The sequence below is a fragment of the Methylovulum psychrotolerans genome (assembly GCF_002923755.1).
GTDB lineage: Bacteria > Pseudomonadota > Gammaproteobacteria > Methylococcales > Methylomonadaceae > Methylovulum > Methylovulum psychrotolerans.
This window is the reverse complement of sequence record NZ_PGFZ01000002.1, coordinates 314,327-326,875: the sequence shown is the minus strand read 5'-3', so window position 1 is coordinate 326,875 and position 12,549 is coordinate 314,327. Positions and strand designations below refer to the sequence as shown.

The 12,549-nt window shown below is 50.6% G+C and carries 12 protein-coding genes; 9 read left to right on the top strand and 3 right to left on the bottom strand.

Annotated features, from left to right (window positions below):
* Window positions 1-1,056: an NAD(P)/FAD-dependent oxidoreductase gene (locus tag AADEFJLK_RS07205; protein WP_103973795.1), complete on the top strand. Its 1,056-nt coding sequence runs from the start codon at window positions 1-3 to the stop codon at window positions 1,054-1,056.
* 16 nt (window positions 1,057-1,072) lie between these two features.
* Here AADEFJLK_RS07205 and AADEFJLK_RS07200 read toward each other — a convergent pair whose 3' ends face one another.
* From AADEFJLK_RS07200 to AADEFJLK_RS07190, 3 genes are all read right to left on the bottom strand, one after another.
* Window positions 1,073-1,846: a TatD family hydrolase gene (locus AADEFJLK_RS07200; protein ID WP_103973794.1), complete on the bottom strand. Its 774-nt coding sequence runs from the start codon at window positions 1,844-1,846 to the stop codon at window positions 1,073-1,075.
* 84 nt (window positions 1,847-1,930) lie between these two features.
* The gene (locus AADEFJLK_RS07195) at window positions 1,931-3,349 is read right to left on the bottom strand and encodes a sigma-54-dependent transcriptional regulator (RefSeq protein WP_088619840.1); all 1,419 of its coding nucleotides are present in this window, start codon (window positions 3,347-3,349) and stop codon (window positions 1,931-1,933) included.
* Between the two features lie 34 nt (window positions 3,350-3,383).
* Complete coding sequence (locus AADEFJLK_RS07190; RefSeq protein WP_103973793.1) at window positions 3,384-3,749, bottom strand: Hpt domain-containing protein; 366 nt, start codon at window positions 3,747-3,749, stop codon at window positions 3,384-3,386.
* 327 nt (window positions 3,750-4,076) lie between these two features.
* Here AADEFJLK_RS07190 and AADEFJLK_RS07185 point away from each other — a divergent pair, with 327 nt between their 5' ends.
* The 8 genes from AADEFJLK_RS07185 (at window position 4,077) to AADEFJLK_RS07150 (ending at window position 12,456) form a co-directional block, all read left to right on the top strand.
* A complete protein-coding gene (locus AADEFJLK_RS07185) occupies window positions 4,077-4,454 on the top strand; it encodes a hypothetical protein (protein ID WP_088619838.1) in 378 nt (125 codons plus the stop codon).
* Window positions 4,455-4,581: 127 nt separating this feature from the next.
* Window positions 4,582-6,291: an LruC domain-containing protein gene (locus AADEFJLK_RS07180; RefSeq protein ID WP_170065053.1), complete on the top strand. Its 1,710-nt coding sequence runs from the start codon at window positions 4,582-4,584 to the stop codon at window positions 6,289-6,291.
* Between the two features lie 397 nt (window positions 6,292-6,688).
* The gene (locus AADEFJLK_RS07175) at window positions 6,689-6,859 is read left to right on the top strand and encodes a YezD family protein (protein WP_088619836.1); all 171 of its coding nucleotides are present in this window, start codon (window positions 6,689-6,691) and stop codon (window positions 6,857-6,859) included.
* A 60-nt stretch (window positions 6,860-6,919) separates the two neighbouring features.
* Window positions 6,920-8,494, top strand: a complete 1,575-nt coding sequence (locus AADEFJLK_RS07170; RefSeq protein ID WP_088619835.1) for an OprO/OprP family phosphate-selective porin — start codon at window positions 6,920-6,922, stop codon at window positions 8,492-8,494.
* 29 nt (window positions 8,495-8,523) lie between these two features.
* Entirely contained in the window at window positions 8,524-9,528 is a 1,005-nt protein-coding gene (locus AADEFJLK_RS07165) for a sulfate ABC transporter substrate-binding protein (protein WP_088619834.1), read from the top strand.
* Between the two features lie 160 nt (window positions 9,529-9,688).
* A complete protein-coding gene (gene cysT, locus AADEFJLK_RS07160; protein WP_088619833.1) occupies window positions 9,689-10,516 on the top strand; it encodes a sulfate ABC transporter permease subunit CysT in 828 nt (275 codons plus the stop codon).
* 12 nt (window positions 10,517-10,528) lie between these two features.
* Window positions 10,529-11,374 carry a sulfate ABC transporter permease subunit CysW gene (gene cysW / locus AADEFJLK_RS07155; protein ID WP_088619832.1) on the top strand — a complete coding sequence of 282 codons (846 nt, stop codon included), beginning with the start codon at window positions 10,529-10,531 and terminating at the stop codon, window positions 11,372-11,374.
* A gap of 38 nt (window positions 11,375-11,412) precedes the next feature.
* Window positions 11,413-12,456: a sulfate/molybdate ABC transporter ATP-binding protein gene (locus AADEFJLK_RS07150; protein ID WP_103973791.1), complete on the top strand. Its 1,044-nt coding sequence runs from the start codon at window positions 11,413-11,415 to the stop codon at window positions 12,454-12,456.
* The last annotated feature ends 93 nt before the right edge of the window (window positions 12,457-12,549 follow it).

The following is a 12,549-nucleotide window of genomic DNA, read 5'->3' as shown; positions in this document are numbered from 1 at the left end:
ATGCCCGTCGATTTCCTCATCATCGGCCAAGGCCTAGCGGGTAGCCTATTGGCTTGGGAACTCATCCAACGCGGTAGCTCGGTGCTGGTCGTCGATAACGGCCAAGAAAACGCCTCGCAAATCGCCGCCGGGCTGATCAACCCCGTCACTGGACTGCGTTTGGTCAAATCCACCGAAGCGGACACCCTACTACCCGTTGCCAAACACTGCTACCAACAGCTTGCCAGCGTCTTCGGGCAACCGTTTTATATCGAAAAACCCATGCTGCGGCTTTTGCATAGCCCAGCCCAATACCAGCAAGCCGAAAAACGCCTGCGCGATGATGCTTACCAAGCCTACCTAGCCACCCTTTACCCGCCCAACACCTCAGCCTACGGCCTAAGCAACCCAGACGGCGCAGTAGTACAGCAACAAACCGGCTACCTGCTCACCCGCCCGCTGTTAGCCTGCCTACGCGGATTTTTGCTTGCCCAAAACAGCTATCGGCAAGCGGCTTTCCACCCAGATGACCTTCGCTTAAACCCCTTACGCTGGCAAGACATTAAGCCGAAGCGGCTGATTTTTTGCGAAGGCTACCACGCCCAGCACAACCCTTGGTTTAGCTGGCTACCCTTCCAACCCGCCAAAGGCGAAATCCTGACCTTAGCGCACCACCAGCCCCTACCCGATGCCTTGCTCAATTACGGCCATTGGCTATTGCCCTTAAACAGCCAGCACAGCCGTATCGGCGCAACCTTTACCCATAACGCCACCGATACCGAACCGACCGCACAAGGGCGACAGCAACTGCTGGCCGGACTTGCCGCTCTGTCCGCCGACTTGGTGCAAGCCGAACTGACCGCCCACCACGCCAACATCCGCCCTTGCACCTTAGATAAGCAGCCTTTCCTCGGCTACCACCCCCAACACCCGCAACTGGCGATTTTTAACGGCTTCGGAGCCAAAGGCAGCTTACAGATACCTTGGTACAGCCAACGCTTTGCCGACAGCCTGCTGAACAACACCCCCGCACCGGGTGCCATCAGCCGCCACTATGCCGCGCATTACCCTGCCTAAATATACCCACCGCTACTCAAGCCATCCCAAACAACCGATAAAAATTATCCCTAGACAACTGCGCCACCTCTTCAAACGTTGTGCCGCGCAATTGGGCGATGTGTTCGGCGACGTGGCGGACGTAGAGCGGGTAGTTGGTTTTGCCGCGAAACGGTACGGGGGCGAGATAAGGCGAATCGGTTTCTATCAGGAAACGGTCGGCGGGGATGCGTTGGGCGACATCTTTAATGGCCGTGGCGTTGTTAAAGGTGACGATGCCAGAAAAAGAGATATAAAAGTTCAAGTCCATCGCCCGTTGGGCGAATTCCCAATCTTCGGTGAAGCAGTGGATAATACCGCCGACATCTGCCGCGCCCTCCTCCGCCAAAATCTTCAACGTATCATCCTTCGCTTCGCGGGTATGGATAATCAACGGTTTTTTCAACGCTTTTGCTGCGGCAATGTGGGTGCGGAAACGTTGGTGCTGCCAGCTTAAATCGCCTTCCGAACGGAAATAATCCAAGCCCGTTTCACCTATGGCGATCACTTTGGGGTTTTGCCCCAGTTCAATCAATTCTTCGGCACTAGGGTCGTGGCCTTCATGCTCGTTAGGATGCACCCCGACACTGACCGAGATTTGCGGGTAATCGGCAACCCTGGCCAACATGGCGGGATAAGCTTCCAAGTCGATGGCGATGCACAGCAGATATTCGATTTGGCTATCGGTTACTTTTTGCATAAAGCAACCAAAATCATTTTGGTAGGGTTTAAGGTCGATACGGTCAAGATGGCAATGGGAGTCAATCAACATGGGCTAGCCTACGTCTGTAAAAAATAGATACCAGCACTGTAGCAAGTTTTACGCATATCGCCAACGCCTTTAACTGACTTTCTCTTATGGCTTTGTCTTAGTGTCCTGCCCGTTTTTCTGCCAACCCTGAATCTTTCGGTAAATCGTTGACGGGCTGACCTCCAGCAACGCGGCGGCGTTAGGTATATTGTCCTGGCAATAACGCAGCGCATTTTCTATCGCGGTTTTTTCCACCTGCCATAAAGGCAAAATCTCCTGCGGTGGGGGTGGTGTGTCCGGTTGGGCGGTTTTGTGCGGTTTCAATAGCTGCTGTGGTTGTGGACGTACCGATCTTAACGGCTCCGGCAACATCTCGGCTTCCACCCATTGGCCCTGGTTTAAGACAACAATATTGCGCATGACATTTTGCAATTCACGGATATTGCCCAGCCAAGGGTAGGCGGTAAAAATGGCTTCGCATTCTGGCGACAAACCGACAAATTCCTTATGCTCTTCGGTGCTGTAAGTCTGCAAAAACTGGCGGGCAATCAGCAGCACATCTTCCGAGCGTTCCCGCAAGGGCGGCAAATGCAGGGGGATGACGTGCAAGCGGTAAAACAAATCTTCCCGAAAGCGCCCAGCAGCCACCTCATCCAACGGATTACGGTTAGTGGCGCAGATAAAGCGCAAATCGACGGTTTTTGTACCTGTCCCACCGACTTTTTGTATTTTTCCGGTCTGGATGAATCGTAGCAATTTAGCTTGTAGGTCAATGTCCATTTCGCAAATTTCATCCAAAAAAAACGTGCCGCCATCCGCCTGCTCTGCCGCGCCTTTGCGCTCGCCTGACGCGCCAGTGAACGCGCCTTTGACATGGCCAAAAATTTCGCTTTCCATCAAATCGCGCGGTATGGCGGCACAGTTCAAGGCAATAAACGGCTGCTTGCTGCGCGGGCTTTGTTGGTGGATCGCTTCCGCACAGACTTCTTTGCCTGTCCCGCTTTCTCCGGTGATAAACACGGTCGCCTTACTGGGCGCGGCACTGTCAATAATGCGGTAAACCCTCTGCATCGCCAAGGATGATCCAATAAAACCATGATAATTAGGGCGGAAATCTTGGCTAAGTTGCTCGATTTGCCGCTGCAAAGAGCGGCTGTTTAAGGCATTGCGTAAAGTGACCAATAACCTTTTGCCGGAAAAAGGCTTTTCGATGAAATCAAACGCACCGTAACGCATGGCATCAACGGCAACATCAATACTGCCATAAGCCGTTATGACAATGGCGGCGCAGGGCAGGTTTTGCTTTTGGATGACCTTGAGGATATCCATACCTTCCATGTCCGGCAAATTCAAATCCAGCACCACCACGTCAGGACATTGCCCGTCGATGAACGCTAAGCCCTCCGCCCCTGTGCTGCTATGGCAGAGCTGAATATCTTCATGGCGCAGATACCCCTTATATAACAAGCTCAAGGTTGGGCTATCTTCAATCAGTAAGACAGTAGGCAAGGACGTTGTCGGCATAATGTCAGTATAGGATTAGGTTAAGTTACCACGACTACTTGTTCAGTTCGGCATAAACTAACAGCCAAGCTGGCTTGATTGTGGCCGCCGCCGCAAAGGCCTGTGCCTTTTCTCCTTGACGGCAAAGGCCATTACTATGGCTGGCTAAAGCCGCCAACTGCATCGCGCCAAAAGTCGCCGCCTCGCTGACGCAAGCATGGATCTCATGCGCCAACACCGCAAAATCCTGTTCCGCAATGGCCTGTTCAATCGCCATGACCCGCTGTCCGCCTTGTTCCAGAAAGAGCGCCAGCAGTTCTTGGTACAAATCTTCAGGCAACTCTGCCTGCAAATGCGCCAATACGGCAAAGTCGATAATAGGCATAACATTCACCTCATGGGTTAAGGGAACTGTAGACATCGTGTTAATGATCGGTTAGGAATGACAACATCATTCAGTGTATAGCCTTGTCATTAAAGCCGCAAATTTGGTATCCCTTACTGCCGATAACGTCCATTAAATGCAAGGTACTTTACTGGCTCTCTAGTTTTTTAGCATTTTCAAATTGCAACAACCTTATCGCTTTTCGCATTTTGCATTTCAGCCATTTGCATTTTGCGAAACTATTGGGTAGCTTACCCATACACATTAATATAAGTTATTGATATTAATAATATATTATTATGGCACACTGTTTGCTATAGACCAAATAACCTAAAAATTATTTTTTAATACAGGATTTATTTCATGACTACCTATACTAACTTGCTGAACGGATTGATCCTCTTATCATCCTTGGCATCAGGCGCTGTATTTGCCGATATGAACAGCCTCAATGTCGGCGACTCGTTTGCCTATAAAACCCAAAAAACCGTGGCCGTCGATATTCAGATTAATACTGGGGCTAATGAAGAAAGTGGTTTAAGCTTTTATAGCCAAGGCGCAGGCGGCTTACGTTTGCTGGATTCACGCATGGTGGACAGTTCAGGCCATTACAACGGCAAATTGCGGATTCCCGCTTCGTTAAAAACAATCGTCGTCAGATCACGTTGGTTAGATTCGTTTAAAGAAGTCAAAGTATCTATTACTAAAAACAAAGTCAATACCGTCATTGATAACTTTTAATACAGCGGACACAATGCCAAAACGGCCAAACACAGTGCCGGAAGCATAAAACTTTAAGACTTAGAAATTGGGCGGATTCAAACCGCAAATGACACTATCAACCAGATTTGCACAGAGAGAAATTTTTATGGCACAGACATCAACAACATCATGGCTAAAACTCGCCACCCTACTGTTGGCCGGGCCGTTTGGCATCAGTAGCCACGCTAATGCGAAAACCGATTGGCAATATTTTGGCCCGTACAACAAGACCACAGGCGTGCCAAACGCCATATTTGATATGAGTAAGAGCTTACCGTCGGATTTGCTGTCACGCGTACTCCGTAAATTGCCGGAAGGGCAGAATATCAACAAAAATTCCGAGAAATTGCTCACCGATGACCAAGGGGCGAACATTTTCTTAGTCCGTGATGCAGAAGTTAAGGTCGCGTTTGTCTATAGCGGTGCGGGCTACCATAACGGCTTGGGGTTTTTCAAATTCAGCGCCGAAAATATGCCGACCAAAACCACTCAAGTGCAAGACAAGATTTTGTTCCCCAGCAGCACATCAGCCATTTATAACCCGTCCACCGCTTTTTTAAAATACGGCAATGCCCTGGACTTAGGCACTTTCCATGCCGGCGACGCGCTGGGCTTCACCTTATTAGGCAATGGCTGGGTTCCAAGCTTAGGTGCGGACAATCCTAACCAATCCGCCAACGCCATTTTCCGCACCCTCCAAAAGCTGAATCCAGAAGTGAATGTCGGTACTAACAATTATAAAGCACATACCGTGCTGTTATCCAACCCTTCCGACGGGCTGTTGGTCTTGGGTTTTGAGGACATGAACCGCACCCCCGGCCAAGGCAGCGACAATGATTTTAACGATGTGGTCATTGCTATCCATGTGACACCGTTCAGTGCGGTTGATACCAGCCAGCTCAATAGCCTGACCCCTAAGGCCGATTTGAACTTGATTGATACCGACAAGGACACCGTCCCGGATTATCTGGACGCATTCCCCAACGATCCGACCCGTTCTGCTCAACGCTTTTATCCCAGTTCGACTGGCTATGGCAAATTGGCTTTTGAAGACCAATGGCCACTGAGAGGCGATTACGATATGAATGATGTGGTGATGAATTACCGTATTATCGAAACCCTGAATGCGGCGGGACAAGTCACTGATGTGGATTCCATTTATCAAGTGATGGCACGGGGCGGTGTATATGACCGTGGTTTCGGCCTGCATTTTCCGGGTGTGGCCAGTAGTGATATTGTGCTAAAAAATGCCGACGGTAGCCCCGCTGCAACACTAATGACCAATAACGGGACTCCGGTCGCCTTAGTGCCTGAGGCTAACCAACCCGAAGCGGTGTTGATCATTTCCCCAGACCTGAAACCGGTAACGTTGCCCAGCCAGACGTTTCCATGCAGTTACTTTAACACCTGGAGCCAATGCCCAACGGTGCAAGGCCCGCGCTACACCGCGCATATCACCTTCACTAAACCTAAGGCTAACCTGACTGCACCGCCTTATAACCCGTTCATTTTCTCGGCGATTAACCGCGGCAAAGAAACCCATTTGGTTGATATGCAACCGACCGCATTAGCTGACCGTAGCCTGTTTGGCACGGGGGATGATGCGTCCGATCCTAGCAAAGGCCATTATTATCGGACAGCCAATAATTTGCCTTGGGCTTTGGATATTCCTGACACTTGGCAGTATCCGCTAGAAACCCAAGATGTGACCACCGCTTACGGCTTCTTTGGCTCTTGGGCGGAAAGCAGCGGGGTACAGAATACCGATTGGTATTTACATCCCACCAATAAGAATTATCTGTATATCAGCAAATAACGCTGATTCAACAGTCCCTCCCTAGAAAAGCTTGCGCGCTTTTTGGCATCCCCTGCTGATTAGCGCGTTTGACTTCGCCGCCCTGCCTGAAAATTCAGAGCATAAAGCGTCTTAACCACACCGTCTTTTCAGGCGTGTGATTAGGATATAGCAAGCCCTCTCCCCATTCGCTCTATCCGACCTTACAACGGCTGTTTTTCATTTCTTGTCTTGCCTATTCCCACCCTTCTTTCAAGCTCCGCCCGCCGCCCCGCCCAGTGTATCTAAAAAGCAGATAAATTCATCGAATTTGGTCATTTTCTTATCGGCAAAAATTTGCTTATCCTGTTTCCGAAATCACTAAACAGACGTTTTAGCCCGATATTTACACTGATCGAACCACATTAAGATTAGCAATATGGCAACTACTGAGAGCAACCACCACCAAAAACAGCGGAATGCTGAAATTGCCCGGCAGATCATGCAGATGCTGGAAAGCATACGGTTTGGCTCAGTGGAAATCGTTATCCACGACAGCAAAATTGTCCAAATTGAACGCAAAGAGAAACTACGCCCAGACGCATTATAAAACCCCATCCTCACCTCAAGCCATTGGCTTAAATCTAGCGGATAACCGAGGATTGTCATCATGAAAGTCAATAAAACAGACCGGATAACCGGAAATTACCCACAAGGTGAACTTATGAAAAACCCAAACCGTTTGCTGCTCACGGCGGCTATTCATGGCCTATTGGCCGCCGCCAGCCTGGACACGGCTTTCGCCGATGCGAAAGATCAAAAAATCGACCTGCTGGAAAAACGTCTGCGGCTGTTAGAAGAGCGCTTAAACGTTACCCCTAACCTTAATGCCCCCAGCAAACCCGACCCTGTCGTCCAAGCCTTAGACCAAAAAGTCAAAATCCTTGAACGCCAAAACGAAGTGAACAAAGAAATCGCCTTGGAAGCGTCGAAAACCGCACCTAAGCTGGACGTGAGCAACAAAGGCATCAGCTTTACCTCGGCGGATGGCGACCATTCCGTGCGTCTGCGCGGCTCAATACAAGGCGACGAACGCTTTTTTATAGACGATCCTTCAGGTTCGGCACTAAATAACCGTTTTGATCTTAGACAAGCGCGTTTATGGCTAGAAGGACGGTTTTGGAAATACAACGATTTTAAACTCATGCCCGATTTTGGCAATGGCAAAACCCTATTGGCGGATGCCTATATTGATTTGCATTACTGGAATAGCGCGGCTTTGACGGTGGGCAGACAAAAAACCCCACTGAGCTTAGAGCGTCTGCAAGGCGACACTGATGGCACCTTTGTCGAACGCGCTTACCCGACTTACCTTGCCAGCAACCGTGACAACGGCATTAAATTGCACGGCAGTTTTGGTGCGCCCGGCCAAAAGACCGAATACGCAGGCCCTATTGATTTCAAAAACTTTGCCACTTATGAAGTCGGTGTCTTTAACGGCGGCGGCGATAACGGGGCAGAAGACTCCTACAAAGCTGTCGCCGACAATAAAGAGGTGGCAGGGCGTTTGTGGCTGCATCCGTTCCAAAATTCCGGCATCAATGCGCTGGAGGGCTTCGGCGCGGGTGTCGCGGCCAGTTATGTCCAGCCCCAAAACGACAGCCTATCATTCGCCAGCGGCGCCCTTAACTTAAAAAGCGCCATTGGCCAAAACACCATTGTCGATTATACCAAACTGAAAACCGGAGTCAGCGGTATTGCTGCCGATGGCGAACATTACCGTATTTATCCGCAAGCCTACTGGTATAAGGGGCCTTACGGCCTGATGGGCGAATATGTCCTGTCTTCGCAACAGTTAACGGGCGATGCAGGCCGCACCCACATCAAACAAGACAATTCCGCTTGGCAAATCCAAGCCTCTTATGTCCTGACTGGCGAGAACAATACTTTCCAAAGCGTCAAGCCACGCGCAGCATTTAACCCCTCAAAAGGCCAATGGGGCGCGTTGCAGTTCGCCGCCCGTTGGAGCGAATTATCAGTCGACAAAAACACTTTTCAACTGTTAAGCGCCAGCAATTCGGTCAGCCAAGCGACCGCTTGGGCGGTCGGCTTCAACTGGTATCTGAACAATAACACCCGCTTGATGGCGGATTATGAAGATACCCGCTTTACGGGTGGGGCCGCTTCAGGCGGTAACCGTCCTGAAGAAAAAGCCTTTGCGACCCGTCTACAGTTCGTATTTTAATCCCTTTAAAGCCTTACCCAGGACATGACATGAACCTTACAGCCACCCTAAAACTGGCGGTACTTGCCGTTAGCTTAAGCCTAGGCACGGTAGCATTTGCCGACCGCACCCTATTAAACGTCTCTTATGACCCCACCCGTGAGCTCTACCAAGACTTTAACAAAGAATTTATTAAATATTGGAAAGAAAAATCCGGCGAAACCGTCGCCATCCAACAATCCCATGGCGGTGCCGGCAAACAGGCCCGCGCGGTAATTGACGGCTTGGATGCCGATGTTTTGACGCTGGCGATCACTTACGACATCGACAAAATTGCCGACAAAGCCAAGCTATTGCCGAAAGACTGGCAAAGCCGCCTGCCGAACAACAGCATCCCGTATACCTCGACTATTGTCTTCTTAGTGCGTAAAGGCAACCCCAAAGGCATCAAAAACTGGGATGACCTGGTTAAAGAAGGCGTGTCCGTAGTGACACCTAACCCGAAAACCTCAGGCGGTGCCCGTTACAACTATCTGGCGGCTTGGGCGTTCGCGGAAAAGCAATATGGCGGTAAAGAAGCGGCAAAAGAGTTTATCAAAAAACTCTATAAAAACGTCCCCGTACTGGATTCCGGCGCACGCGGTGCGACCACAACCTTCTTGCAACGCGGCATCGGTGACGTGCTGTTGGCCTGGGAAAACGAAGCCCTGTTAGCGATTAAAGAAATGGGCGGCGACCAAGTTGAAATCGTCGCGCCGCCTGCCAGTATCCTTGCCGAAACGCCTGTAGCGGTCGTCGATACCGTCGTCAACAAGCACGGCACGAAAGATTTGGCCGAAGCGTACTTAAACTACCTGTACACGCCAGCCGGACAAAAGTTGGCGGCGAAACATTATTATCGTCCGATTGAGCCTAAATACGCCGACCCCGCCGATCTGGCCGTATTCCCAAAACTGGAGCTGTTCACCATCAAAGACCGTTTCGGTAGCTGGGAAGCCGTGCAACAAGAGCATTTTGACGATAACGGCATTTTTGACCAGATTTACGCGCCTTAAACCCGCCGATTTTGTCTGCTATCCGGCAACATTAAAATCTTAGCGGCGCAGGGCGCAAGCCCTGCGTGGCTAAGACCGTTTAAACCAGAACAACGGTTTGCAGGTCAGCCGTTTCCGGCATCAGAACCCCATAACCTGACCACAAAAACGAAGGTTAACCATGAGACAAAGTAACATTATGCCGGGCTTTCGCCCAACGCTGGGTTTTACGATAGTGTATTTATGCCTGATCGTGCTGATTCCGCTCAGTACCCTGATTTTCAAAAGCTTTGAACTCAGTGCGGCGGATTTTTATAAAATCATTACCCATGACCGTGTGCTGGCCTCTTTCCGAGTCAGTTTCAGCACCGCCTTTGCGGCCGCCAGCATTGCCAGCCTGTTTGGCTTTATCATTGCTTGGTCGTTTGTACGTTACTCCTTTCCCGGCAAGCGTTTTTTTGACGCGTTGATCGATTTGCCATTTGCCTTGCCCACCGCCGTGGCGGGTATCGTCTTGGCAACCATTTACCAACCTAACGGCCTGATCGGCCAATGGCTGATGCACAGCTTCGGCATACAAGTCGCCTACAAGCCCTTAGGTATCGTCGTCGCATTAATCTTCATCAGCTTACCGTTTGTCGTGCGTACCGTTGAGCCGGTCTTGCAGGAATTTGATTCGTCTATGGAAGAAGCCGCCGCCAGCTTGGGGGCAACCCGCCTGCAAGTGTTTGTAAAAATCATTTTCCCGAACATTTTCCCCGCCCTGCTGACCGGCTTCGCGCTGGCGTTTGCACGGGGTATCGGCGAATACGGTTCGGTCATTTTTATCGCCGGGAACCTGCCTTACGTCTCCGAAATTGTCCCGCTGATGATAGTCACTAAGCTGGAGCAATACGATATTCCCGGTGCGACCGCGATTGCCCTCACCATGCTGGTGATTTCTTTCATCATGTTACTGGTGATTAATTTATTGCAGCTCTGGGTACGCAAACGTTCCGGGCAATTATAAGGAGATGCGCTAATGAATGCCGTTACCCACACCCAAACTATGACCAAACGGGCTTTACATGATCCGGCTTGGCTCAAATGGGGGCTAATCGCCACCGCCCTCGGCTTTATCCTGCTATTTTTATGCCTGCCGCTCTGGATAGTCATCAGTGAAGCTTTCGCCAAAGGCTGGACAGCCTACATCAGCGCTTTGGCACAACCCGACGCGTTGGCGGCACTGCGCCTGACCTTACTGACTGCTTTTATCACCGTGCCGCTAAATACGGTATTAGGGGTTTGTGCGGCTTGGGCGATCACGCGCTTTGAATTTAAAGGTAAAAGCCTGTTGACCACCTTGATTGACTTGCCGTTTTCGGTGTCGCCAGTCATTTCCGGCCTGATTTTCGTGTTGATGTTCGGCGCCCAAGGCTGGTTCGGCCATTGGTTCTCCGATCATGACATCAAGATTATTTTCGCCGTGCCGGGGATTGTTTTAGCGACCTTGTTCATCACCTTCCCGTTTGTCGCCCGCGAACTGATCCCGCTGATGCAGGAAATGGGCAGCGAAGAAGAGGAAGCCGCGCTGTCTTTAGGCGCGAGCGGCTGGCAAATGTTCTTCCAAATTACCTTACCGAACATCAAATGGGCGTTGCTGTACGGCGTATTGCTATGTAATGCGCGGGCAATGGGCGAGTTTGGCGCGGTTTCAGTGGTGTCTGGCCATATCCGTGGCCTGACCAATACCCTGCCCTTACATGTCGAAGTCAGCTATAACGAATACGATTTTGTCGGCGCTTTCGCCAGCGCTTCAATACTGGCAGGGTTGGCGATTGTCACCTTGGTTCTGAAATCCATTTTGGAATGGCGGCAAGGCAAATAAGCCGCCGTCTTTTACACCTTATTTGCGGGCAACTTATTATGAGCATCATACTGTCTAATATCACCAAAAACTTCGGGCAATTCGCCGCCCTGAACAATATTGACCTTGAAATCCCCGAAGGCGAATTGGTCGCCCTGCTCGGGCCTTCCGGTTGCGGCAAAACCACCCTATTACGCATCATCGCCGGTTTGGAACAAGCCGATTCCGGGCGGGTGGTACTTAATGGTGAAGACAAGACCGAGCAGCACGTCAGCCATCGCGGCATCGGTTTTGTGTTCCAACATTACGCCCTGTTCCGGCACATGACCGTGTTTGACAATATCGCCTTTGGCTTGCGGGTCAAACCGAAACAACACCGCCCCAGTGAAGCCGACATCGCCAAAAAAGTCCATGCCTTATTGAATTTGGTGCAACTGGACTGGCTGCATGACCGCTTCCCCGACCAATTGTCCGGTGGCCAACGCCAACGTATCGCCTTAGCGCGAGCCTTAGCGGTAGAGCCGGAAGTGTTGTTGTTGGATGAGCCGTTTGGGGCTTTAGATGCCAGTGTCCGTAAAGACTTACGGCAATGGCTAAGAAACCTGCACCATGAGCTAAACGTCACCAGTATTTTTGTTACCCATGACCAAGAAGAGGCAATGGAAGTCGCCAGCCAAGTGGTGGTGCTTAACCAAGGCCGGATTGAACAGCAAGGTGCGCCCAGCGACATTTATGACCATCCCGCCAATGCCTTTGTCTCGCGTTTTATCGGCCAGACCAACATCTTTGCGCCGGATGACCACGATGCCATCTGGTTGCACAGCTCAGGCTTGCCGATTGCCGATAAATCCGGCAAAACCGCCCATGTCCGCCCCCATGATATTGAAGTGCAAAAAGCTGACGATAGCGCAGCCGCCCATGCGGTCTTAAAAGACTGGCAACATTTAGGGGCGCTGATCCGTGTTGAATTGGTCAAGAATGCCGCCCAAGGCGAACAAGCGACCGTCTATGCAGAAATGCCTAACGAACAGTTCAGACGCTTAGATTTGCAACGCGGCGATAAAGTTAATTTACGCATCCGTAATGCGCATTGGTTCCATTAAACGCCGACAGAAGATGATTTCTATCGGCAAAGGCTTTCAGTCTTTGCCGATAGCTTAGGGAGAGTGTTACTTTTAGGATATGACGGTGATCAG

Bases quoted from the DNA above. Each gene is read 5' to 3' on its own strand.
- AADEFJLK_RS07195 (WP_088619840.1), bottom strand. From the start codon at position 3,349: ATGCCGACAACGTCCTTGCCTACTGTCTTACTGATTGAAGATAGCCCA.
- AADEFJLK_RS07180 (WP_170065053.1), top strand. From the start codon at position 4,582: ATGGCACAGACATCAACAACATCATGGCTAAAACTCGCCACCCTACTG.
- AADEFJLK_RS07190 (WP_103973793.1), bottom strand. From the start codon at position 3,749: ATGTCTACAGTTCCCTTAACCCATGAGGTGAATGTTATGCCTATTATC.
- AADEFJLK_RS07200 (WP_103973794.1), bottom strand. From the start codon at position 1,846: ATGTTGATTGACTCCCATTGCCATCTTGACCGTATCGACCTTAAACCC.
- AADEFJLK_RS07170 (WP_088619835.1), top strand. From the start codon at position 6,920: ATGAAAGTCAATAAAACAGACCGGATAACCGGAAATTACCCACAAGGT.
- AADEFJLK_RS07205 (WP_103973795.1), top strand. From the start codon at position 1: ATGCCCGTCGATTTCCTCATCATCGGCCAAGGCCTAGCGGGTAGCCTA.
- AADEFJLK_RS07175 (WP_088619836.1), top strand. From the start codon at position 6,689: ATGGCAACTACTGAGAGCAACCACCACCAAAAACAGCGGAATGCTGAA.
- AADEFJLK_RS07185 (WP_088619838.1), top strand. From the start codon at position 4,077: ATGACTACCTATACTAACTTGCTGAACGGATTGATCCTCTTATCATCC.
- cysT (WP_088619833.1), top strand. From the start codon at position 9,689: ATGAGACAAAGTAACATTATGCCGGGCTTTCGCCCAACGCTGGGTTTT.
- AADEFJLK_RS07165 (WP_088619834.1), top strand. From the start codon at position 8,524: ATGAACCTTACAGCCACCCTAAAACTGGCGGTACTTGCCGTTAGCTTA.
- cysW (WP_088619832.1), top strand. From the start codon at position 10,529: ATGAATGCCGTTACCCACACCCAAACTATGACCAAACGGGCTTTACAT.
- AADEFJLK_RS07150 (WP_103973791.1), top strand. From the start codon at position 11,413: ATGAGCATCATACTGTCTAATATCACCAAAAACTTCGGGCAATTCGCC.